This window comes from Zoogloea sp. (assembly GCF_041908905.1).
In the GTDB taxonomy this organism is placed as follows: Bacteria; Pseudomonadota; Gammaproteobacteria; order Burkholderiales; family Rhodocyclaceae; genus Zoogloea.
This window is the reverse complement of sequence record NZ_JAYREK010000032.1, coordinates 1-21,768: the sequence shown is the minus strand read 5'-3', so window position 1 is coordinate 21,768 and position 21,768 is coordinate 1. Positions and strand designations below refer to the sequence as shown.

The following is a 21,768-nucleotide window of genomic DNA, read 5'->3' as shown; positions in this document are numbered from 1 at the left end:
GATCTCAGCGGGCCGGCGGCAGGTCGCGGAAGAACTCCGGCAGGTAGCGTGGGGCGACGCGGAAGTATTTCTTCACCAGGCGCATGTAGGTGCCGTCGGCCTTGAGGCGCGCCAGGTAGGCGTTGAAGGCCTTGCGCAGCTCGGGCGACTCCTTGCGGAAGCCGGCCGCCATGCGCTGCTCCTCGGAGATCGGGCCGACCACCTTGATCTTGCCCGGCCACAGTTCGAGGGCCACGAGCACGTCGGGGACGTCGAGCAGGGTCATGTCGCTCTCGCCCTTGAGCATCGCCGGCACCACGTCGTTGATGTTGGTGCTGCCCGTGAAGCGCTTGAGCTTGAGGCCCTTGCCCTCGAGATCGTAGAGGGTCGGGTCGAGGCAGGAGTTGTCCATCACGAAGGTGGTGCCGACGCCCATGCGGGCCTTGGTGGCCTTGATGTCCTGCTCCCGGTTGCCGCTGGGCTTGATCGGGGTGACGGCCACGTCGGGGCGGGCGAGCAGCCAGACCGCCGACGGGAAGGTGGGCTCGGAGAAGTCGAGCAGCTTGAGGCGCGGCGGGAGGATGGTCATGCCGTTGGCGATCACGTCGCCGCGCACCGGCCGCGAGCCGATCTCCTGGACGCTCGGCTTGTAGCGGATCTCCTTGCCGGTGAGGTCGCCGATGACGTCGTTCCAGTTGCTCTGCACGAACTCGTAGCGCACGCCCAGCTCGCGGGCGAAGCCCTGCATCAGCTCGACGTCGAAGCCGTCGCCGCTGCCGGTGACGAAGTTGGCGTAGGGCACGCCCAGGTGGCGCAGCACGCCGCGCTTGCGGACCTCGTCGAGGTCCTGAGCGAAGGCGGCCTGCAGGCACAGCATGAAGCCGGCGGCCAGCAGGGTGGCGCGGCAGATCAGGCGGGAGAGCGGGGAGTTCATGGTGAAGTCTCGTGCAGTGGTGGGCGGCGCAGGGTGAGCGGGCCGTAGACGGCCCGGGCCTGGCCCCCGCCGGTGGTGGGGCCGGGCCGCGGGGACGCTCAGGCGCGCATCGCGGCGGCGGCGATGTCGAGGGCGCGCAGGCGCAGCTCCGGGTCGTAGATGTCGCAGACCAGCATCAGCTCGTCGGCCTGGGTGAGCTCGACGAGGCGGGCCAGGCCGTCGTGGACCCGCGCGGGGCCGCCGATGACCGCCGCCGCCAGGAAGTCGGCGATGGCGGCGCGCTCCTCGGGGCGCAGGCCGGCCATGAAGTTGTCCACCGGCGGCTGCAGCCGGCGCCGGTTGCCGGTGAGGATGCCGAGCACGCGCTGGTAGTTGCTGCTGGCCAGGTATTCGGCTTCCTCGTCGGTGGGGGCGGCGATCAGCGGGACGCCGATGACCACGTAGGGCTCGGCCAGCTGCCCGGAGGGCTGGAACTGGCTGCGGTAGAGGTCGATGGCCTGCAGCACCTGCCGCGGCGCGAAGTGCGATGCGAAGGCGTAGGGCAGGCCCCGTTCGGCGGCCAGGCGGGCCGAGAACAGGCTGGAGCCGAGGATCCAGACCGGCACGTTGGTGTCGGCGCCGGGCATGGCGACCACGCGCTGGCCCGGTTGCACCGGGCCGAGGAGCTTCTGGACCTCGGCCACTTCGCGGGGGAAGTCGTCTTCGGTCTCGACGCGGTCGCGGCGCAGGGCGCGCATCGTGATGCCGTCGGTGCCGGGGGCCCGGCCGAGGCCGAGGTCGATGCGGCCCGGGTAGAGCTCGGCGAGGGTGCCGAAGGCCTCGGCGACCACCAGCGGCGCGTGGTTGGGCAGCATGATGCCGCCCGAGCCGACGCGGATCTTGCGGGTGCCGCCGGCCAGGTGGCCGACCAGCACCGCGGTGGCGGAGCTGGCGATGCCCGGCATGTTGTGGTGCTCGGCCACCCAGTAGCGGGTGAAGCCCAGGGCTTCTGCGTGCTGGGCGGTGCGCAGGGCGACGTGGAGGGAATCGGCGACGCTGCGGCCTTCGCGGATCGCCACGAGGTCGAGCATGGAGAGGGATGTGTCTTTGAGGGCTTTCATGGCGCTTATTGTAATGGCTTTGCCTGCTTCGGCCGCCCGACGCCGCGGGGTGCCGCCGGGTCGGCATGCAGGTCATTGAATATACTGCAAGTCTTCAACGGTCGGGGCTGGTGGATCTTTAGCGGTCGCGGGTGGCCGGCAGGAGGGCGGAAAGTCCGCGCCGGGCCTGCCCGGCGAGTGCCCGCGCGGTGGCCTGCAGGCCTTCGGGCGGGGCGGCCAGGGCGTTTTCCAGCGCCGCGGCGAGGCCGTCGATGGGTACCGCGCCGGGCAGCCCGGGGGCTTCCCAGCTACCCGTGTAGGCCTCGACCTTGCCCGGTTCGCTGGCCTGGGGTGCCAGCACGTTGAGGCGCGGGCGGGCGAAGGCCGTCGCGACGATGCGCCCGTGCAGGCTGCTGCCGCAGAAGCCGCGGCTGCCGGCGATCAGGGCGCAGATGTCCCACAGCTGCAGCGAGCGGAAGACCCGCACCCGGGCCGCCGACAGGCGCCGGGCGAGGCGCGCGAGGCAGTCAGGGTCGTCGTGCCAGGGCGCGCTGCCGGCCTGGAACAGCACGATGCCCAGCCCGTGGCCGGCCCGGGCGAGCTGGGCGGCGAGGGTGTCGAGGGTCGCGTCGTCGCCGAAGCCGGCATTGAACTGTACGGCGAGGTAACCCTGGGGAAAGGCCCGGCCGATGGCGGCGACCTCGCCACGGGCGGCGTGGGCGGCGATGACGGGGCCGAAGTGGTCGGCCACCAGCGCCGCCGGGTCGGGCAGCAGCCGGGCCGGGATGTCCACCGCGGCGAGGCAGGCGAGGGTCTGGCGATCGCGCACGCCGACCGCGTCGGCCTCGCGCAGCGCTTCGGTCACCTCGTGCCGCAGGGCTGGCGGGCTGTGTGCCAGGCCGGCGCCGCCGACGCCGGCGTGGATCAGGCGTGCCCGGCGGAACAGTTGCCGCCCGGCCACGTAGGGGGCGAGGCCGCGGAGGCCCAGGGTCGCGCGGGCCCAGGCCAGGCGTTCGGCCGGCCGGGTGTCGAGACGGGCGACGAGGGCCGCCACGTCGGTGGCTGGCTGCAGCATCAGCGCGGCGTGCCAGGCTTCGCAGGTGAGGATCTCGCCGCCCACGTGGATCAGCGTGAGCGGTGTGTCGCCGAACTCGGCGGCGACGCGGGCGAGGGCGTGGGTGCGGTGGCCGCCGAAGGGGCGCAGGTCGCGCCCGGCGAGGCCGGCGAAGATCAGGCGGCGGCCCGGCAACAGGCTGGCAACGACGTGGGGCAGCAGCAGGTCGCCGAAGTTGTGGCGGTCGAAGGCGCCCAGCAGGATCGTCGGGGTGGTCATCGCGCCTTCGAGGGCAGCGCGATCGGGCGGCCCGAGAGCACAAAGTCGCCGTAGCTGCGGTGGTGCAGCGTGGGTTCGTGGGGCAGGTCGGGGTCGTGCCAGGCGTGGATGACCTCGAAGATGAAGAGGCCGTAGCGGGCCACCAGGCTGCGGTCGGCGAGCCGGCATTCGAGGTTGGCGAAGCATTCGCGGATCAACGGCGCGGCGACGCCGTGGGCGGACTCCGGGGTGAGGCCGAAGGCGGCGAACTTGTCGATGTCGGCGCCGGAACAGTTGCCGCAGCCGACCACGGCTGGGGCCAGCCCCGCGGCGGGGACGTTGATGACGCATTCGCCGGCGCCGTCGATGGCGGCGAAGCTGTGGTTGCGGGCGCTGATGACGCAGCCCACGAGGGGCGGCTCGAACTCGATGAGGGTGTGCCACGACTGGGTCATGACGTTGGGCCGGCCTGCCGCGGCGCTGCTCAGCAGGACGACTGGCCCCGGTTCGAGCAGGGCGTGCACGTCGGACAGGGGGTAGGCTTGCCGTGCCATGGCCGGGCTCCTGGAATCGCAGGCCCGGCGGGCGCCGGGGCGCTGCCTCGATTCTACGCCCCGGCCGGGCTCAGGCGCGGCGGTGCAGGTTCTCGAGGGCGAACTCCCAGTTGATCAGCCGGTCGAGGAGGGCGTTGGCGTAGTCGACGCGGCGGTTCTGGTAGTCGATGTAATAGGCGTGTTCCCACACGTCGATGGCGAGCAGGGGGCGCAGGCCCTGAGTCAGCGGCAGATCGGCGTTGCTGGTCTTGACGACGCGCAGGCGCTCGCCGTCGGCCACCAGCCAGGCCCAGCCGCTGCCGAACTGGCTGGCGGAGGCGGTGGCCAGCTCCTTCTTGCAGGCGGCCACGCTGCCGAAGGCTTCCTCCAGGCGGCGCTTCAGTTCGGCGGGCGGCTCGCCGCCGCCCTGTGGGCGCAGGCTCTGCCAGTAGAAGTTGTGGTTCCACACCTGGGCCGCGTTGTTGAAGACCGCGGCATGGGTCGCGTGCCGGGCGCTGCGCAGCACGATCTCGTCGAGGGGCAGGCCGGCGAAGTCGGTGCCGGTGGTCAGGCGGTTGAGGTTGTCCACGTAGGCCTTGTGGTGCTTGCCGTGGTGGTAGGCGAGGGTGTCGGCCGACAGCACCGGGGCGAGGGCGTCGAGGGCGTAGGGCAGGGGCGGCAGGCCGTAGGGCGCCGCCGTGGCGCGGGTGCTGGTGGACAGGCTGCCCAGGGCCAGCACGAGGGCCGGGGCGCCGAGGAGAAAATTACGCCGGCCCGGCGCGGGTTGGGGGGTGTCGTCCTGCTTGAAGGCGTGCATGGCTGGATTCCTGCGGGATTCGAGTGATTCTGCGAGATTAACGCAATGGCGTAAATTTTCCATGTCAAGTTGTAGTTTTTTCAAGGTGTGACATTGTTCGCGGTTGGTTTTTGTTGTCCGGGCCGCCACGGATGGCCACCGCCGCGATGGGGTGTGGTGATAAAATTTCCGACTGACCAGTCAGTCAGTAAAGCTCAGATGGATTTCACCGAAACTTCATCCCGCCAGCGCCGCAAGGAGGCCCGTCCCGCCGAGCTGGCCGCGGCGGCCCTCGCCCTGTTCGTCGAGAGGGGCTTCGCGGCCACCCGCCTCGACGATGTGGCGGCGCGGGCGGGCGTCTCGAAGGGCACGCTGTATCTGTATTTCGACAGCAAGGAGGCCCTGTTCCGGGCGGTCATCGAGGAGTCGGTGCTGCCCCTCATCGACGAGTGCGAGGCCCGGGTCGAGGCGCTGCAGGACCAGCCGGTGCGGCTGTTGCGCGAGCTGCTCACGACCTGGTGGGTGCGCTTCGGCGCCACGCCGCTGGGCGGCACCTGCAAGCTGATGGTTGCCGAGGCCGGCAACTTCCCCGACGTGGCGGCGTATTTCAACGAGGCGGTGATCGGGCGCTGGGGGGCGCTGCTCCGCCGGGTCATCGAGGCCGGCATCGTCCGCGGGGTGTTCCGCTCCGGCAGCCCGGAGCTGCTGCGCCAGATGGTCTTCCACCCCCTGCTGATGCAATCCATCCTCCAGCACTCGATGCTCGCCGGGCCGGCGGGCCGGCCGCTGCCGGAGCCGTATTTCGACACCTATTTCGACTTCATCCTGCGCGGCCTGGGCGCCGCCGTTCCCGACCCCTCATGAGCACACATACCGTTCTTGCCGCCGTTCTTGCTTCCGGCCTGCTGGCCGCCTGCTCCAAGCCCGAGCCCGTCGCCGAGGTGCCGCGACCGGTGATGGCCCACACCCTGGCGCCGGCGCAGGTGGCGCCCGTCGCGTTCTACACCGGCGAGGTCCGTGCCCGTTACGAGTCCGATCTGGCCTTCCGCATCGGCGGCAAGGTCGTCGAGCGCCGGGTGGATGTGGGCGCGGTGGTGAAGCCGGGCGACGTGCTCGCGCGGCTCGACCCGGCCGACGCCGGGCTCAACGCCGAGGCGGCCCAGGCCCAGCTGGCGGCGGCCGACAACGAGCTGGCTTATGCCCGCGCCGAGCTGCTGCGCTACCGCGACCTGGTGGCCAGGAACTTCGTCAGCCGCAGCGTGCTGGACGCCAAGGAGACGGCCTTCCGGTCGGCCTCCGCGCGGGTCGAGCAGGCCCGGGCCCAGGCCGGCGTGGCGGGGCGTCAGGCGGGCTACACGCGCCTGGTCGCCGACCAGCCGGGGGTCGTCACCGCGGTGTTTGCCGAGGTGGGCCAGGTGGTGAAGGACGCCACGGTGGTCATGAAGCTGGCCCGGGAGGGCGAGCGGGAGGTGCTGATCGCGGTGCCCGAGACGCGCATCGCCGAGCTCAAGAAGGCCGGCCGCGTCGAGGTGCGCCTGTGGACCCAGCCCGACGTGGCGCTGGCCGGCCGGGTGCGCGAGATTGCGCCGAGCGCCGATGCCGCCTCGCGCACCTACGCGGTGCGGGTCAGCATCGTCGACCCCGCGCCGGCGCTGCAGCTGGGCATGACTGCCAACGTGAGCCTCGCCGACGCTGCGCCCGGCGGCCTGCTGGTGCCGTCCACCGCGGTGTTCGAGCAGGGCGGCGCCAGTTCGGTGTGGGTGCTGCAGCCCGAGGGCGAGCTGGTGCGGCCGGTGCTGCGCCCGGTGACGGTGCGCCAGTTCCGGGAGGACGGGGTGCTGGTGTCGGCCGGCCTCAAGGCGGGCGAGACCATCGCCGCCGCCGGTGTGCACAAGATCGTCGCCGGCCAGGCCCTGCGCCCGGTGGCGGCCCAGGCGGCGGCAAGGTCGGGAGCCGGCTCGTGAAGCGCTTCAACCTGTCCGAGTGGGCGCTGGCCCACCAGCCGCTGATCCGCTACCTGATCGTCCTGCTGGCGATCGTCGGGGTGATGTCCTACCAGAAGCTCGGCCAGTCGGAAGACCCGCCCTTCACCTTCAAGGTGATGGTGGTGCGCGCCGATTGGCCCGGCGCCTCGGCCCGGGAGATGGAGGAGCAGGTCACCGACCGCATCGAGAAGAAGCTGCAGGAGGTGCCCCACGTGGACATCCTGCGCAGCTATTCGCGGCCCGGCGAGGCGGTGGTGCTCTTCATCGCCAGGGACTCGACGCCGCCGGGCGAGGTGCCCGAGATGTTCTACCAGGTGCGCAAGAAGATCGGCGACATCAAGGGCCAGCTGCCGGCGGGCCTGCGCGGGCCGTTCTTCAACGACGAGTTCGGCGACGTGTTCGGCAACATCTACGCCCTCACCGGCGACGGCTTCGACCAGGCCCAGCTCAAGGCCGCCGCCGAGAAGGTGCGCGCCGAGCTGCTGCGGGTGCCCAACGTGGCCAAGGTTGAGCTGATCGGCGAGCAGGAGCAGCGCATCTACGTGGATCTCTCCAACAGCCGGCTGGCCACCCTCGGGCTCGACGTGCAGACGGTCACCGAGGCCCTGGCGCGCCAGAACGCGGTGGCGCCGGGCGGTTACTTCGAGACCCGCGACGAGCGCATCTACCTGCGCCCCTCGGGGGCCTACGATACCGTCGAGGCGATCCGCGAGACGCGCATCCGGGCCGGCGGGCGCGAGCTGCGCATCGGCGACATCGCCCAGGTGTCGCGGGGCTTCGTCGAGCCCTCGGCGCCGCGTTTCCGCTTCGGCGGTCAGGACGCCCTCGGGCTCGGCGTGGCGATGGCCAAGGGCGGCGACATCATCGCCCTCGGGCGCGACCTCAAGGCGGCGACGGCGCGCATCCAGGCCCAGCTGCCGGTGGGCATGGAACTCGGCCAGGTGGCCAGCCAGCCGGAGGCGGTGCATCGGTCGATCGCCGAGTTCGTGCGCTCGCTGGCCGAGGCGGTGATCATCGTGCTGGTGGTGTGCTTCTTCTCGCTGGGCCTGCGCACCGGGCTGGTGGTGGCGCTGTCGATCCCGCTGGTGCTGGCGGTGACCTTCTTCGGGATGCGTCTGTTCGACGTGGGCCTGCACAAGATCTCGCTGGGGGCGCTGATCCTGGCCCTCGGCCTGCTGGTGGACGACGCGATCATCGCCGTCGAGATGATGCTGGTGAAGATGGAGCAGGGCTGGGAGCGCTCGAAGGCGGCCGCCTTCGCCTACACCAGCACCGCGGGCCCGATGCTGTCGGGCACCCTGGTGACGGTGGCGGGCTTCCTGCCGATCGCCACCGCCCAGTCGTCGGTGGGCGAATACACCCGCTCGATCTTCCAGGTGAACGCCATCGCGCTGCTGGCCTCGTGGCTGGCGGCGGTGGTGGTGGTGCCCTATCTGGGCTACCTGCTGCTGCCCGACCCGCGCGCGCCGCGCCATTCGAGCTGGCTGGCGAAGCGCTTTCCGCGCCTCGAGCGCCTGCAGGAGCGCATCGGCCTCGGCGAGCCGCACTACGAGGGCGACGAGGACGCGGTCTTCCGCACCCCCTTCTACAACCGCTTCCGCGCGCTGGTGGATGCCTGCGTGGCCCGGCGCGGGTGGGTGATCGGCGCCACGCTGGCGATCTTCGTCGCGGCGCTGGCGGGCTTCGGCCTGGTGCAGCAGCAGTTCTTCCCCAACTCGACGCGGCTCGAGCTGCTGGTGGACCTGCGCCTGCCCGAAGGCGCCAGCCTGCGCGCCACCCAGGCCGAGGTCGAGAAGCTCGAGGCGATCCTCGCCGGCGAGCAGGGCATCACCAACTACGTGGCCTACGTGGGGAGCGGCAGTCCGCGCTTCTACCTGCCCCTCGACCAGCAGCTGCCGGCGGCCAACTTCGCCCAGTTCGTGGTGCTGACCGACGACATCGAGGCCCGCGAAGCCCTGCGGAGCCGGCTCATCGCGCGCCTCAAGACAGACTTCCCGAACGTCCTCACCAACGTGATCCGCCTGGAAAACGGGCCGCCGGTGGGCTACCCGGTGCAGTTCCGGGTGATCGGGCCGGACATCCCGACGGTGCGCAGGCTGGCCGGCGAGGTGGCCACGGTGATGCGCGCCAACCCCCATCTGGTCGACGTCCACCCGGACTGGGACGAGCAGTCCAAGGTGCTGCGGGTCGAGGTGGACCAGCACAAGGCGCGCCAGCTGGGGCTGACCACCCAGGACGTGGCTGGCTTCCTCGACACGGCCCTGCGCGGCCTCACCGCCACCCGCTACCGGGAGGGCATCGAGGCCATCGACGTGGTGCTGCGCGCCGACGCCCGCGAGCGCGAGGCGCTGTCGATGCTCTCCGAGCTGTCGATCCCGACCCGCGCCGGCCGGTCGGTGCCGCTGGAGCAGGTGGCGCACATCCGCTACGGTTTCGAGCAGGGCCTGGTGTGGCGGCGCAATCGTGAGCCGGCGATCACCGTGCGCGGCCAGATTTACGACTCCCGCATCCAGGCGCCCACCGTCACCGCGCAGGTCGAGCCGCAACTGGCCGAGCTGCGGGCCCGCCTGCCGGTCGGCTACCGCATCGAGGCCGGCGGCGCGGTGGAGGAGAGCGCCAAGGGGCAGGGCTCGGTGAATGCCGGCTTCCCGCTGTTCCTGGCAGTGGTGTTCACGGTGCTGATGGTGCAGCTCGGCAGCTTCTCGCGCACCACCATGGTGGTGCTCACCGCGCCCCTCGGGCTGATCGGCGTGGTGCTGTTCCTGCTGCTCTTCAACCAGCCCTTCGGTTTCGTGGCGATGCTCGGCACGATCGCCCTGTTCGGGATGATCATGCGCAACTCGGTGATCCTGGTCGATCAGATCGAGCAGGACGTGGCGCGCGGCCTGTCGGTGTGGGACGCCATCGTCGAGTCGGCGGTGCGGCGGCTGCGGCCGATCGCCCTCACCGCGGCGGCGGCCGTGCTGGCGATGATCCCGCTCACCCGCAGCACCTTCTTCGGGCCGATGGCGGTGGCCATCATGGGCGGCCTGATCGTCGCCACGCTGCTGACCCTGCTGTTCGTGCCGGCCCTCTACGCCGCCTGGTACCGGGTGCGCCGGGCGTGAGGGGGCGCTGCTTGCCGGAATTTTCTGTCGGGCTCCGAGTGGGTTAGAATCGGAAAGTTTTTGCAGACAATACAGGCATGCAGATCTTTAATATTAGCTCGTGCTAATATTCATCCGGGAGTCACACAATGAATTTCGAAAAAGCACGGTTCAACATGGTCGAGCAGCAGATCCGCCCCTGGGAGGTGCTGGATTTCGACGTGCTCGACCTGCTGATGAGCGTCCGCCGCGAGGAGTTCGTGCCGGAAGCCTACAAGGCGCTGGCCCTCTCCGAGGCCGAGATCCCGCTGGGCCACGGCGCGAGCATGCTGGTGCCGGTGATCGAAGGCAAGATCCTGCAGGCCATCCAGGTCAAGCGCTCCGACAAGGTGCTCGAGGTCGGTGCCGGTTCCGGCTACTTCGCGGCCCTGCTCGCCGCCCGCGCCGACTGGGTGCGCACCGTCGAGATCGAGCCCGAGCTCGTCAAGATGGCCCATGACAACCTCAAGCGCTACGGTGTCGAGAACGTCATCGTAGAGGAAGGCGACGCCATCCGCGGCTGGCCGGGCAACGCCCCCTACGACCTCATCGTCGTCTCCGGCGGCGTGCCCTACATCCCCGAGACCCTGCTGCAGCAGCTCAAGGTCGGTGGCCGCCTGTTCGCCTTCGTCGGCGAGCCGCACCTCATGACCGCCAAGCTGGTCACCCAGGTGGCCGAAGGCGACTTCCGCACCGAATCCCTGTTCGAGAACGCGGTTCCGATGATGCGCAACGCGCCCCAGAAGAGCCAGTTCAAATTTTGAGGCCGTCCCCCCGATGAAGCAGATCACCCCGCCGCAACTCGCCGACTGGCTGCAGGACGCCGCGCGTCCGGCGCCGGTGCTCCTCGACGTGCGCGAACCCTCCGAGTTCGCCTACTGTGCCATCCCCGGCTCGTTGCCGATGCCCATGGCCAGCGTGCCGGCGCGCATGCAGGAGCTCGACCCCGACGCCGAGATCGTGGTGATCTGCCATCACGGCGGCCGCAGCATGCAGGTGGCGATGTTCCTCGAGCGGCAGGGCTTCTCGAAGCTGATCAACCTTGCCGGCGGCGTGGCCCAGTGGGCCCAGCAGGTCGACCCGTCGATGCCCCAGTACTGAGCGGCAGCGGCCGCCGGCCCCCCGGGCCGGCCAGGCCTCGGGAGGCAATACTCTGGATGGAGACAGGAATGAAACGGCTGGCTGGACGTGTGGTGGTGACGATGGCGGCGGCGCTGATGGCGGCCCAGGCCGTGGCGGCCGATCTGGAGCAGGTCTACCGTGACGCGCTCGCCTACGACGCGGCGCTGGCCGCGGCCCGGGCTGCGGCGGACGCCGGGCGCGAGAAGCTGCCCCAGGGGCGCGCCGGCCTGCTGCCCTCGGTCAACCTCACCGGCAACACCAACTGGAACGACACCGCCCTGCACAGCCCGACGCTCGACCGCTCGGGCCGTTACAACAGCAACGGCTGGCAGGTGCAGCTCACCCAGCCCCTGTTCCGCTGGCAGAACTGGGTCCAGTACAAGCAGGGCGAGATCCAGGCGGCCCTGGCGGATGCCCAGTTCGAGCTGGCCCGCCAGGATCTCACGCTGCGCGCCGCCCAGGCCTACTTCGATGTGCTCGCCGCCCAGGACGTGCTCGCCGCCGCCCAGGCCCTCAACGAGGCCAACACCCAGCAACTGGCCCTCGCCAAAAAGAGCTTCGAGGTCGGCACCGTCACCATCACCGACGTCCATGAGGCCCAGTCCCGCGCCGACCTCTCGTCGGCCCAGACGATCGCCGCCGAGAGCGACCTGGCCGTCAAGCGCCATGCGCTGCTGGTGCTCACCGGCAAGGAGCCCGACAGCCTCAAGGGGCTGCGCAAGGGCGTGGCGCTGAGCCGCCCCGAGCCGTCCGACATCCAGTCGTGGGTGACCGCGGCCGAAGGCGGCAACCTGGCGGTGCAGGCCAACCAGCTCGCCAGCGAGGTCGCCACCCGCGAGGTCGAGCGCAACCGCGCCGGCCACCTGCCGACCGTCGATGTGGTGGCCTCCCGCGGCAACACGGCCACCAGCAATCCGTTGACCGCCTTCTCGGCCTACAACACTGACGCCACCGTGGTCGGGCTGCAACTGGCGATGCCGCTGTTCCAGGGCGGGGCCACCAGCTCCCGCGTCCGCGAGGCCGCGGCGCTGCGCGAGAAGGCCCTCGCCGATGTGGACAACGCCCGCCGCACCGCGGCCCAGAATGCCCGCCAGGCCTATTTGGGCGTCACCAGCGGCCTCGCCCAGGTGAAGGCCTTCGAGGCGGCCCAGGTGTCGTCCCGCTCGGCCCTTGACGCCAACAAGCTCGGCTATGAGGTGGGGGTGCGCATCAACATCGACGTGCTCAACGCCCAGAGCCAGCTCTTCGACACCCAGCAGAAGCTCGCCAAGGCCCGCTACGACACGCTGATGGCCCAGCTCAAGCTGAAGGCCGCCGCCGGCACCCTCGGCGACGAGGACATCAAGGCGATCAATGCTTTGCTAGACTAGCGGCCGGCCCCGCCGACGTCTTGACGGCCGCGTGAGCGGCCGTTTTCATTTACGACACTCCAGTTCTCATTCCCCCACTTCCCGGCTTCCATCACCATGCGCTACACCGACCTGCGTGACTTCATCGCCCAGCTGGAACGCCTTGGCCAACTCAAGCGGATCAAGGCCGAGGTCGACCCTCACCTCGAGATGACCGAGATCTGCGACCGTGTGCTCCGGGCCGGCGGCCCGGCGATCCTGTTCGAGAACCCCAAGGGCCACTCGGTGCCGGTGCTCGCCAACCTCTTCGGCACGCCCGAGCGCGTCGCGCTGGGCATGGGCGAGAGCGGCGACGACTGGCAGGGCGCGCTGCGCGAGGTGGGCAAGCTGCTGGCCTTCCTCAAGGAGCCCGAGCCGCCCAAGGGCCTCAAGGACGCCTGGGAGAAGCTGCCGATCTTCAAGCAGGTGCTCAACATGTCGCCGAAGACGGTGTCGTCGGCGCCCTGCCAGCAGGTGGTCAAGGAGGGCCGCGATGTGGACCTCGGCGGCCTGCCGATCCAGCACTGCTGGCCCGGCGACGTGGCGCCGCTGATCACCTGGGGCCTGGTCGTCACCCGCGGCCCCCACAAGAACCGTCAGAACCTGGGCATCTACCGCCAGCAGGTGCTGGGCCCCAACAAGGTCATCATGCGCTGGCTGGCCCACCGGGGCGGGGCGCTGGACTTTCTGGAGCACCAGAAGGCCCACCCGGGCAAGCCCTTCCCGGTGGCGGTGGTGCTGGGCTGCGATCCGGCGACCATCCTCGGCGCGGTGACGCCGGTGCCCGACTCGTTGTCCGAATACCAGTTTGCGGGCCTGCTGCGCGGCTCCAAGACCGAGCTGGTGAAGTGCCTCGGCTCCGACCTGCAGGTGCCCGCGTCGGCCGAGATCGTGCTGGAGGGCGTGATCCACCCGGGCGAGACCGCCCTCGAAGGCCCCTACGGCGACCACACCGGCTACTACAACGAGCAGTCCGAGTTTCCGGTGTTCACCATCGAGCGCATCACCAGCCGCCGCGACCCGATCTACCACAGCACCTACACCGGCAAGCCGCCCGACGAGCCGGCAATGCTCGGCGTGGCTCTCAACGAAGTCTTCGTACCGCTCTTGCAGAAGCAGTTCACCGAGATCGTCGACTTCTACCTGCCGCCCGAGGGCTGCTCCTACCGGCTGGCGGTGGTCAGCATCAAGAAGCAGTATCCCGGCCACGCCAAGCGGGTGATGTTCGGGATCTGGAGCTTCCTGCGCCAGTTCATGTACACCAAGTTCATCATCGTGGTGGACGACGACGTGAACATCCGAGACTGGAAGGAGGTCATCTGGGCCCTCACCACCCGCATGGACGCCACCCGCGACACCACGCTGGTGGACAACACCCCCATCGATTACCTCGACTTCGCCAGCCCGGTGGCCGGCCTCGGCTCCAAGATGGGGCTGGATGCCACCAACAAGTGGCCCGGCGAGACCAACCGGGAGTGGGGCTCCCCCATCGTGATGGACGAGGCGGTGAAGCAGCGCGTCGATGCGATGTGGGGAGAACTGGGGCTGTAGCCCGCCGCCGGATCCAGACAAAACGGCAGCCCGTGGGCTGCCGTTTTTTATGGTTGGCGGAGCTTCATTCGCCCTGCGGGGACGGCGGGGTGTCCGCGGCCGGGGCCGGCTTGGGCGGGGCCAGCACCGTCTCGGCGGCGATCTTCCACTGGCCGTCCGCCTTCACCCAGTCGAGCTGTTTTCTCACCGTGTCGCGGTAGTTGCCGGCGCGGTAGTGCTGGACGAAGACCGTGCTGAAGCGCTCGCCGCCGCGGGCCTTGAGGCGGAGGGCCTCGATGCGTACGGCGGGGGCGACGGCGCCGGCCAGGCGCTGGCGGCGCTCGGCCTCCCACTCGGCGGTGCTGCGGCCCTTGCCGGGCTTGAAGTCGGCCACGTAGAAGGCGCGGTAGGCGTCGTAGTCGCGGGCGACCCAGGCGGCCTGCCACGCGTCGAGGCGGGCGCGCAGCGTGGGCTCGGCGGCTTCGGCGGCCGCCGGCGAGCCTGGGTTTGCTGGCGTCAGGACCTCCACCTGCGGCGCCGGGGCCGCCTCGACGGTGGGCACCGGTGCGGCCACCAGGGGCGCCGGCACGTAGGCGGTGCCGAGCAGTTCGGGGGCGATCGGGGCCGGGCGGTAGCGGGTGCGCAGGGCGCTGCGCAGCTCGCCGGCCAGGCCGAGCAGCTGGGCTTGCAGGGTGGTCTGCTGGGCGCGGTTCTCGATCAGCGCGCGCTGGGCGTTGAAGAGGTCGTCCTGGGTGATCGAGAGGTCGTTGAGGCTGCGCCGGCCGGCCTCGAAGTGCAGCTCGTAGGTCGCCGACACGCGCTGGGCGGCGATCACCCGCTGTTCGAGCTGGGGGGCGATCTGGCGCGCTTCGTTGTACTGGCGCTGGAGGTCGGTGATGTCCTTCGAGACCTTCATCATCAGGTCGTCGGCGTCGGCCTGGGCGGCCTGGTGGCGCTCGACGGCCTCGGTGTGGCGGCCGAGGTTCTTGCCGCCCAGCGGGATGTCGAGGCTCACCTGCATCTGGCCGCTGCGGTCGGTGTCGGAGACCGGCACCGGGATGGTGGTGTTGTCGAGGCGCTTGCTGTAGCTGAGGTCCACCGCCGGGAAGAAGCTGCCGCGGGCCACGCCGATCTCGGCCTTGCGGGCGGCGGCGCGCTGGAGGGCGGCGCGCAGGCGCGGGTTGCGTTCGTGGATGCGCTCGACCAGGGCGTCGATGTCGCCATCGCCGTCGGCGGGCCGGATGGCGGGCGTCTCGAGCTGCTCCGGCGCCTGGCCGGTGAGCAGGCGGTAGCGGTACTCGGCGGTGCCGAGCTGGGCCCGCAGCTGGCCGAGGAGGGCGCGGTTCTGGATCAGGCGCACGCGCATCAGGTCGAGTTCGGCCGGCGCGATGCGGCCGGCGTCCACGCGGCGGGCCACGCCGGCCTCGACCCGCTCCTGGCGGGCCAGGGTGGCGCCGAGGCTGTCGACGGTCTGGCGCAGGCGAACGATGTCGGAGTAGGCCTCGGTGATCTCGTAGCTGACCTGCTCGAGCACGTTGTCGAGGTCGGCCTCGGCGGCGTCCCGGTAGAGGCCGCCGGCCTGCACGCGGGCGGTGTCGGCGCCGCCGTTGAAGAGGTTCCAGCGCAGGCTGGCGTCGCTGCGGCGGATGTTGCGGTCGATCGGCCGACCCTGGGTTTCGTCGCGGGAGTCGGCGTTGCGGTAGCTCAGCCCGACGCTGGGCAGGAAGTCGGAGCGGGCCTGGGTGATCTGGGCATCGGCGGCGCGCAGCAGGGCCTGGGCCGAGCGCACGCTGGGTTGCTGCAGCAGCACCTTGTCGACGACGGCCGGCAGCGCCTCGGCCTGCACGCCCGCGGCGAAACCGAGGGCGAGCAGCAGGGCGGCGAGCCGCGTGGGGCGGAGGGGAGATCTCATCAGCGTTCGCGGAGGGATTTGTCGAGGGTCTTGACGATGGGCTTGAGCATGTACTCCATCATCGTACGCTTGCCGGTCTGGATGCTGGCGTCGGCGGCCATGCCCGCGGAAATCGTGAGGTGCTCGGAGGGGTCGCCGAGGAAGTTCTGGCGGGACTCGATGAGCACCTCGAAGAAGCTCTCCTTGCGCTCCGGGTCGGTGATGGCGTCGGCGCCGACGCGCAGCACCTTGCCGGGCAGGGTGCCGAAGATCGACGAGTCGTAGGCGCTGATGCGGATGCGGGCGTCCTGGCCGGGCTTCAGGAAGGCGATGTCGGCGGGCTTCACGCGGGCGTTGATGAGCAGGCGGTCTTCGGCAGGGACGATCTCCATGATGGTTTCGCCGGCCTTCACCACGCCGCCCACGGTGTTGATCAGCAGGCGGTTGACGACCCCGTCCATCGGCGCGCGCAGCTCGCGGCGGGCGACCTTGTCGTTGCGGCCGGTGAGCTGCTCGGCGAGCTGGGCGGCGCGCAGTTCGGCCTCGCTCTTTTCCTTGCTGGTCTCGGTGAGGAAGCGGGCGCGGGTTTCGGAGAGGCGGGCCTGGGCTTCGGCCACCGCGGCCTGGATCCGCCCGATGGCGATGCGGGTGGTCTCCAGTTCGCCCTTCTGGCCGGTGTAGCGTTGCTGGGCGGCGAGCAGGTCGGCGCGGGCGCCGGCGTTGGCGGCGGCCAGCTTCTCCTCGATGGCGAGGGCTTCCCGCGCCGGGCCGATGGCTTCGTTGGCGGCCTGGTGGCGGGCGCGGGCTTCGGCCAGCTCCTGCTGGCGCTGGGCGAGCTGGCGGGCGAGGGTTTCGAGGGTGTTCTCGCGCTCCTGGCGGCGGGTCTGCCACAGGTTGCGCTGCTCGCGGACGATGTCCGGGGCGTTCTTCTCGAGCTCGGCGGGGAAGGCCGGGGCCACGTTGCGGGCCTCGGCATCGAGGCGCACCAGGGCCGCCTGGGCGCCCCACAGGCCCTGCTGGGCTTCGCCTTGCTCGGCGTTGAACTGCAGGTTCTGGACGATCGCGAGCACGTCGCCCTTCTTCACCTGGGCGCCGTCCCGGGCCTGCAGGGCCTGCAGGATGCCGCCCTCCATGCTCTGGATCTGCTGCACCCGGCTCGACGGGATCACCGCGCCCTGGGCATTGACCGAGATGTCGAGGGCCGCGAAGCTCATCCACGCAAAGAGCAGCACGAAGAACAGCGCGGTGGTGGCGAGCAGGATGTGTACGGCCTTGCGGGGGCCGCGATCGAAGTCCGGGTGGCGGCTGAGGGCCTCGGCCTGGACGCGGGGCGGAGTGGGTTTCATGGCGAGTTTCATGCCGCGGCCTCCCGGGGGGCGGCGCTCACGCCGCTGGGGCCGGGCGGGCCCTGGAGTTTACGGAGGACTTCGTTGCGCGGGCCGTCCATCACGACGCGGCCGTTGTCGAGCACGACGAGGCGGTCCACCAGCGGCAGCATGGCCATCCGGTGGGTGACCAGCAGCATCGTGACGTCCTTGATGCTGCGCAGGTTGTCGATCAGGCGGGCTTCGGTGGCCGGGTCCATCATGCTGGACGGCTCGTCGAGCAGCAGCATGCGCGGCTTGCGGACCAGCGCGCGGGCGATGGAGACGGCCTGGCGCTGGCCGCCGGAGAGGCGGTCGCCCCGCTCGCCAACCTGGGTGCCGAGGCCGTTGGGCATCTGCGAGAGGGTCTCGTCGAGGCAGGACAGGCGCAGGGCCTCGAGCAGCTGCGCGTCGCTCGGCTGGCTGCTGCCCAGCAGGATGTTCTCGCGGATGTCGCCGTGGAAGAGCACCACCTCCTGGGGCACGTAGCCGATCTGGCGGCGCAGGCTCTGGGGTTCGAGCTGGCCCACGGCCATGCCGTCGACCAGCACCGCGCCCTGGTCGGGGCTGTAGAGGTTGAGCAGCAGCTTGAACAGGGTGCTCTTGCCCGAGCCGATGCGCCCGATGAAGCCGACCCGCTCACCGGGGCGGATCGTCAGGTTGAGCCCCTTCACCAGGGGCGGCGAGTCGGGGTAGGCGAAGTGGGTGTCGCGGAAGTCGATGCGGCCCGCCATCTGCGGCAGGTGCAGGCTGTCGGTGCTGTCGTCGGTGGGGCTCTCCATGATCTTGTCGAGGGCCTGGAGGGCCTGGCGGGTCTGCTCGTAGCGCACGATGAGGGCGGCGATCTGTGTGGCCGGGGTGATGGCGCGGGCGGCCAGCATCGACACGGCGATCAGCTGGCCCATGGTCAGGTCGCCGGCGCCGATCAGGAGGGCGCCGAACATCACGATCAGGATCGAGCTCAGGTTGGTGACCAGTAGCGAGAGATAGGTGCCGAAGGAGGTCCACTCGCGCATCTGCACCGAGTTCTCGGAGATCTTGACCGTCAGCATCTCCCACTGGCGGCGCGCCCAGGCCTCGGCCCCGAGGCACTTGAGCGTGTCCACCCCGTTCATGGTCTCGAACAGATGGGCCGTGCGCTGGGCCGACTCCTGCATGTTGGCGCCGAGGATGCGGGTGAGCGGACGGCGGATCAGCATCGAGGCCACTACGGTGAGCGGGATCAGCAGCAGGGGCACGAACACCAGCCAGTGCCCGATGATCGCGATCAGCACCAGGAAGAACAGCATGAAGGGCACGTCACCCAGCACGGTGAGGGTGGACGAGGTGACGAACTCGCGCACCGACTCGAAGTCCCGCACGATGTTGGCCAGCACCCCGCCCGAAGCCGGTCGCGAGGCTGCCCGCAGGCGCAGGGCCTGGGCGAACACGTGGGACGACATGGCCACGTCGGCCTTGCGGGCGGCCGCCTCCAGCAGGTAGCTGCGCAGCATCTTGATGACCAGGTCGAACAGGGCCACCACGACCACCGCGCCGGTGAGCACCCACAGGCTGTCGAGGGCGTTGTTGGGCACCACGCGGTCGTACACCGACATCGTGTAGAACGGGATCACCGCGGCGAACACGTTGGTCAGCACGGTGGCCAGCAGCGCCCAGCCATAAATCGATTTGTTGGCCCCCAGGGTGTCCCAGAACCAGCGCCGCGGCCGGGGCAGGTGGTAGAGCAGGCTGCGGGTGTCGAAGAACACCATCGGCCGCACGAACCAGGCTGCCCCCGGATATTCCGCCGTCACCTGCGCGGCGCTCATCGTCACGCTGCCCTGGATGCCGGGCTGCACGCACTCGAAGGCGTCACCGTCCCGCCGCAGCAGCACCAGCGGCTCGCCGCCACCGTCCAGGACCAGCGCCGGCAGCTCGGATGCCTTGAAGGCTTCGACGGGCTTGCGGGCGCGGCTCAGGTTCAGGCCGCCCCGCCGGGCGCATTCGAGGATCTGGGCTTCGCTGATGTGCCCGTCGGTGACCGGGGTGTCGGCCAGCAGCTGGATGGGGTCGGCACGCTTTCCGAAGAAATGCGCCAGGAACATCAGCTGGTCGATCACCGCATCGACCGATGCATCAGCGGGAGTAGGGGGGGCTGTGTCGCGCATGGGCTGGGGGCTCGGGGGCTGTTGATTCTACAAGGTGCGAGCTGCCGGGGCGCCATTCTGTGGGCCGGAGGCGGGGCATTGGGCCCGCGTGGCGTCCCTTCCGGAAGCTCTGAAGGCCGATGGTGCCACAAGGTTCTAAATGACAAATGTTAAAAAGTCACGCGCTTATTTTTTATTAACTCAAAAATCATCAAAAGTGAATTTTGTCACGAATGATGAGTTCATTTTCCGATGTGTTTTTGAACAAAAATTAACAAATTAAATGTATTTAACATTGGGTTGATTGGCATTTTCGGGCTTTCTGCAGCGCCTCTCCGCAGGGGCTGAAATCCCGATGCAAAACCGTGTCGAGGTGTGGATTAGTTGTTGTCGGATATTTTTGCTACCTGGAAACGCCGTTCAGCCGGCTGGCAATTTGATGTCATATGATTTTATGGGGGCCTTTTCAGGAAATGAAATCCATACAAATCATATGCTTGATTTTTGTGTGGGCAGGGTTTTAAACGGTGTGTCCCGCACGGTTTAACTTTTCCCGGAAACCGATTTTCAATTAGAGGTGTCGGTTTTTTTTACACATGATAATGGTTTGTAATTTTTCACAGACCGGTCAACAGGTAAAGGGAGGGGTAAGTCATTGAGCTGAGATGTATTTGATGTTTTTATCGATTTGAGAGTGTGTCCTGGCCCGCAAATTGCAGTTGATTCTTCGATTTTGTCGATCTGACCTGGGCTCAGTCCCCCAGGCGGAACCTAAAAACGAAGAACGGAGGTCGTTCATGGCTACCACACGGTATTCAACCAGCGTCACCCTTTGCGAAGACACCAGCAGCAACTACGAGCTCTACGACCTGCTCCGGCAGGCGGATCCGAACTACGTCGAGACGGCCCCGGCGCGGATCAAGCTCTACGTGCTCGACCCGGCCACCAACAAGTACGTCGAGGTCACCAGCGGCTTTTTCTCCTCGGTGGACCTGGACACCCTGGCAGTGGACATGTCCCTGCTGCCGAACTTCAACGGCATCCAGAAGGTCCGCGTGCTCGGCACCGACAGCTCCAGCAACACCTTCGTGCTGGACCTGCAGATCAACGTCACGCCGGTCAATGATGCTCCGTCCGGCTCCGACGACACGGTCGCCGTGGCCAATGGCGACAGCTACGTGATTGGCCTGGGTGACTTCGGCTTCAGCGATCCGGTGGAAGGCAACAACTTCCTGTCCGTGGTGGTGAACAGCGTGCCCACCGGCGGCAGCCTGACCCTGGGCGGCGTCGCGGTCGTGGCAGGCCAGGAAATCCTGGCCTCCGACATCGCCGCCGGACGGCTGGTCTATACCGCCCCGGCCAACGCTGGCGGCTCCTTCGCCTTCGACTTCCAGGTGCGCGACGACGGTGGCACCGACGGCTGCGGTGGCACCGACCTGGATCTCACCCCCAACACCTTCACTTTCACAGTCCCCTTCGCGGCCAAGGCCGTGATCGGCGACCGCGTGTGGGAAGACACCAACGGCAACGGCCAGCAGGACGCGGGCGAAGCCGGCATCGCTGGCGTCACCGTGGTGCTGAAGGACGCCCAGGGCAACCCGGTGGCGACCACCACCACCGACGGCAGCGGCAACTACAGCTTCACCGTTGACCCGGGCACCTACGTCGTTTCCGTGGCCACGCCCACCGGTTACTCCGTCACCACCCCGAACCAGGGCAGCGACACCACCGACAGCGACGTGAACCCCGCCGGCAACAGCGGCCCCGTGACCGTCGTGGCGGGCGAGATCAACACTACCGTCGATGCGGGCCTCTACCGCGCCGCCGCCCTGGGCGACCGCGTTTGGCTCGACACCAACGGCAACGGCCAGCAGGACAGCGGCGAAGCCGGCGTGCCGGGCGTGCTCGTGCGTCTCTACAACGCCGCCGGTGAACTCGTGGATGGCCCCGTCACCACCGACGCCAACGGCGAGTACCTGTTCACCAACCTGCGTCCGGGCACCTACAGCGTGCAGTTCGACAAGACCACGCTGCCGGCGGGCTACAGCTTCACCACGGCCAACGTGGGCAGTGACGCGAGCGACAGCGACGCCAACCCGATGGACGGCAAGACCGCCCAGACCGTGCTCGACTCGGGCGAAACCGACCGCAGCTGGGACGCCGGCATCGTGGCCAACCCCGGCACGGTCACCGGCAAGGTGCTGGAGGACGTGGACCACAACGGCACGGGTGACACCCCGATCCCGGGCGTCACCGTGGTGCTGAAGGACCCGCTGGGCAACGTGGTGGCGACCACCACCACCGACGCCAACGGCAACTACAGCTTCCCGAACGTGCCGGCCGGCAGCTACACCGTCGAGCAGACCAACAAGCCGGGCTACACCGACGTGGGCGACAGCGACGGCGGCAACCCGAACGTGATCAGCGTCACCGTGCAGCCGGGCCAGACCAACAGCGGCAACGTGTTCATCGACGAACGCCTGCCGGGCATCATCAGCGGCAGCGTCCGTGAGGACCTGGACAACAACAACACGGGCGACACCCCGATCGCCGGCGTGACCATCGTGCTGAAGGATGCGATGGGCAACCCGGTGGCGACCACCA

Annotated in this window: 16 protein-coding genes; 8 read left to right on the top strand and 8 right to left on the bottom strand. The window is 69.3% G+C overall.

Going from position 1 to position 21,768, the window contains the following annotated elements; all coding sequences use genetic code 11:
* Positions 1-4 precede the first annotated feature (4 nt).
* From ACE3OU_RS14650 to ACE3OU_RS14630, 5 genes are all read right to left on the bottom strand, one after another.
* Positions 5-913 carry a transporter substrate-binding domain-containing protein gene (locus ACE3OU_RS14650; RefSeq protein ID WP_374242290.1) on the bottom strand — a complete coding sequence of 303 codons (909 nt, stop codon included), beginning with the start codon at positions 911-913 and terminating at the stop codon, positions 5-7.
* A gap of 98 nt (positions 914-1,011) precedes the next feature.
* Positions 1,012-2,013, bottom strand: coding sequence for an LLM class flavin-dependent oxidoreductase (locus ACE3OU_RS14645; protein ID WP_374242289.1), 1,002 nt, complete (start codon positions 2,011-2,013; stop codon positions 1,012-1,014).
* A gap of 118 nt (positions 2,014-2,131) precedes the next feature.
* Positions 2,132-3,325, bottom strand: a complete 1,194-nt coding sequence (locus tag ACE3OU_RS14640; protein ID WP_374242288.1) for a polysaccharide pyruvyl transferase family protein — start codon at positions 3,323-3,325, stop codon at positions 2,132-2,134.
* Positions 3,322-3,858, bottom strand: a complete 537-nt coding sequence (locus ACE3OU_RS14635; RefSeq protein ID WP_374242287.1) for a flavin reductase family protein — start codon at positions 3,856-3,858, stop codon at positions 3,322-3,324. Before ACE3OU_RS14635 ends, ACE3OU_RS14640 begins: the two co-directional genes overlap by 4 nt.
* A gap of 70 nt (positions 3,859-3,928) precedes the next feature.
* Entirely contained in the window at positions 3,929-4,654 is a 726-nt protein-coding gene (locus ACE3OU_RS14630) for a superoxide dismutase (protein ID WP_374242286.1), read from the bottom strand.
* Between the two features lie 198 nt (positions 4,655-4,852).
* Here ACE3OU_RS14630 and ACE3OU_RS14625 point away from each other — a divergent pair, with 198 nt between their 5' ends.
* From ACE3OU_RS14625 to ubiD, 7 genes are all read left to right on the top strand, one after another.
* Complete coding sequence (locus ACE3OU_RS14625; protein WP_374242285.1) at positions 4,853-5,497, top strand: TetR/AcrR family transcriptional regulator; 645 nt, start codon at positions 4,853-4,855, stop codon at positions 5,495-5,497.
* Positions 5,494-6,597, top strand: a complete 1,104-nt coding sequence (locus tag ACE3OU_RS14620) for an efflux RND transporter periplasmic adaptor subunit (protein ID WP_374242284.1) — start codon at positions 5,494-5,496, stop codon at positions 6,595-6,597. Before ACE3OU_RS14625 ends, ACE3OU_RS14620 begins: the two co-directional genes overlap by 4 nt.
* Complete coding sequence (locus tag ACE3OU_RS14615) at positions 6,594-9,725, top strand: efflux RND transporter permease subunit (protein WP_374242283.1); 3,132 nt, start codon at positions 6,594-6,596, stop codon at positions 9,723-9,725. Before ACE3OU_RS14620 ends, ACE3OU_RS14615 begins: the two co-directional genes overlap by 4 nt.
* Before the next feature lie 128 nt (positions 9,726-9,853).
* On the top strand, positions 9,854-10,507 hold the full coding sequence (locus ACE3OU_RS14610; protein ID WP_374242282.1) for a protein-L-isoaspartate O-methyltransferase: 654 nt from the start codon (positions 9,854-9,856) through the stop codon (positions 10,505-10,507).
* A gap of 13 nt (positions 10,508-10,520) precedes the next feature.
* Positions 10,521-10,844, top strand: a complete 324-nt coding sequence (locus tag ACE3OU_RS14605; RefSeq protein WP_374242281.1) for a rhodanese-like domain-containing protein — start codon at positions 10,521-10,523, stop codon at positions 10,842-10,844.
* Between the two features lie 68 nt (positions 10,845-10,912).
* Positions 10,913-12,235, top strand: coding sequence for a TolC family outer membrane protein (locus tag ACE3OU_RS14600; protein WP_374242280.1), 1,323 nt, complete (start codon positions 10,913-10,915; stop codon positions 12,233-12,235).
* Positions 12,236-12,331: 96 nt separating this feature from the next.
* Positions 12,332-13,804, top strand: coding sequence for a 4-hydroxy-3-polyprenylbenzoate decarboxylase (ubiD, locus tag ACE3OU_RS14595; protein WP_374242279.1), 1,473 nt, complete (start codon positions 12,332-12,334; stop codon positions 13,802-13,804).
* 64 nt (positions 13,805-13,868) lie between these two features.
* On the opposite strand, the gene ACE3OU_RS14590 is transcribed toward ubiD, so the two are convergent.
* From ACE3OU_RS14590 to ACE3OU_RS14580, 3 genes are read right to left on the bottom strand one after another with little or no spacing between them, the layout of a single operon-like run.
* Complete coding sequence (locus ACE3OU_RS14590; RefSeq protein WP_374242278.1) at positions 13,869-15,695, bottom strand: TolC family protein; 1,827 nt, start codon at positions 15,693-15,695, stop codon at positions 13,869-13,871.
* On the bottom strand, positions 15,695-17,020 hold the full coding sequence (locus tag ACE3OU_RS14585) for an HlyD family type I secretion periplasmic adaptor subunit (protein ID WP_374242277.1): 1,326 nt from the start codon (positions 17,018-17,020) through the stop codon (positions 15,695-15,697). The genes ACE3OU_RS14590 and ACE3OU_RS14585 overlap by 1 nt, the downstream gene beginning before the upstream one ends.
* Positions 17,021-17,028: 8 nt before the next feature.
* Positions 17,029-19,185, bottom strand: coding sequence for a type I secretion system permease/ATPase (locus ACE3OU_RS14580; protein ID WP_374242276.1), 2,157 nt, complete (start codon positions 19,183-19,185; stop codon positions 17,029-17,031).
* Positions 19,186-19,961: 776 nt separating this feature from the next.
* Between ACE3OU_RS14580 and ACE3OU_RS14575 the strand changes: the two genes are divergently transcribed.
* A partial coding sequence (locus ACE3OU_RS14575) for an SdrD B-like domain-containing protein (protein WP_374242275.1) occupies positions 19,962-21,768 on the top strand: 1,807 nt, incomplete at its 3' end.

Coding starts and splice junctions, on each gene's coding strand:
- ACE3OU_RS14585 (WP_374242277.1), bottom strand. CDS start 17,020: ATGAAACCCACTCCGCCCCGCGTCCAGGCCGAGGCCCTCAGCCGCCAC.
- ACE3OU_RS14600 (WP_374242280.1), top strand. CDS start 10,913: ATGAAACGGCTGGCTGGACGTGTGGTGGTGACGATGGCGGCGGCGCTG.
- ACE3OU_RS14605 (WP_374242281.1), top strand. CDS start 10,521: ATGAAGCAGATCACCCCGCCGCAACTCGCCGACTGGCTGCAGGACGCC.
- ACE3OU_RS14580 (WP_374242276.1), bottom strand. CDS start 19,185: ATGCGCGACACAGCCCCCCCTACTCCCGCTGATGCATCGGTCGATGCG.
- ACE3OU_RS14635 (WP_374242287.1), bottom strand. CDS start 3,858: ATGGCACGGCAAGCCTACCCCCTGTCCGACGTGCACGCCCTGCTCGAA.
- ACE3OU_RS14630 (WP_374242286.1), bottom strand. CDS start 4,654: ATGCACGCCTTCAAGCAGGACGACACCCCCCAACCCGCGCCGGGCCGG.
- ACE3OU_RS14640 (WP_374242288.1), bottom strand. CDS start 3,325: ATGACCACCCCGACGATCCTGCTGGGCGCCTTCGACCGCCACAACTTC.
- ACE3OU_RS14620 (WP_374242284.1), top strand. CDS start 5,494: ATGAGCACACATACCGTTCTTGCCGCCGTTCTTGCTTCCGGCCTGCTG.
- ACE3OU_RS14645 (WP_374242289.1), bottom strand. CDS start 2,013: ATGAAAGCCCTCAAAGACACATCCCTCTCCATGCTCGACCTCGTGGCG.
- ACE3OU_RS14650 (WP_374242290.1), bottom strand. CDS start 913: ATGAACTCCCCGCTCTCCCGCCTGATCTGCCGCGCCACCCTGCTGGCC.
- ACE3OU_RS14625 (WP_374242285.1), top strand. CDS start 4,853: ATGGATTTCACCGAAACTTCATCCCGCCAGCGCCGCAAGGAGGCCCGT.
- ACE3OU_RS14610 (WP_374242282.1), top strand. CDS start 9,854: ATGAATTTCGAAAAAGCACGGTTCAACATGGTCGAGCAGCAGATCCGC.
- ubiD (WP_374242279.1), top strand. CDS start 12,332: ATGCGCTACACCGACCTGCGTGACTTCATCGCCCAGCTGGAACGCCTT.
- ACE3OU_RS14590 (WP_374242278.1), bottom strand. CDS start 15,695: ATGAGATCTCCCCTCCGCCCCACGCGGCTCGCCGCCCTGCTGCTCGCC.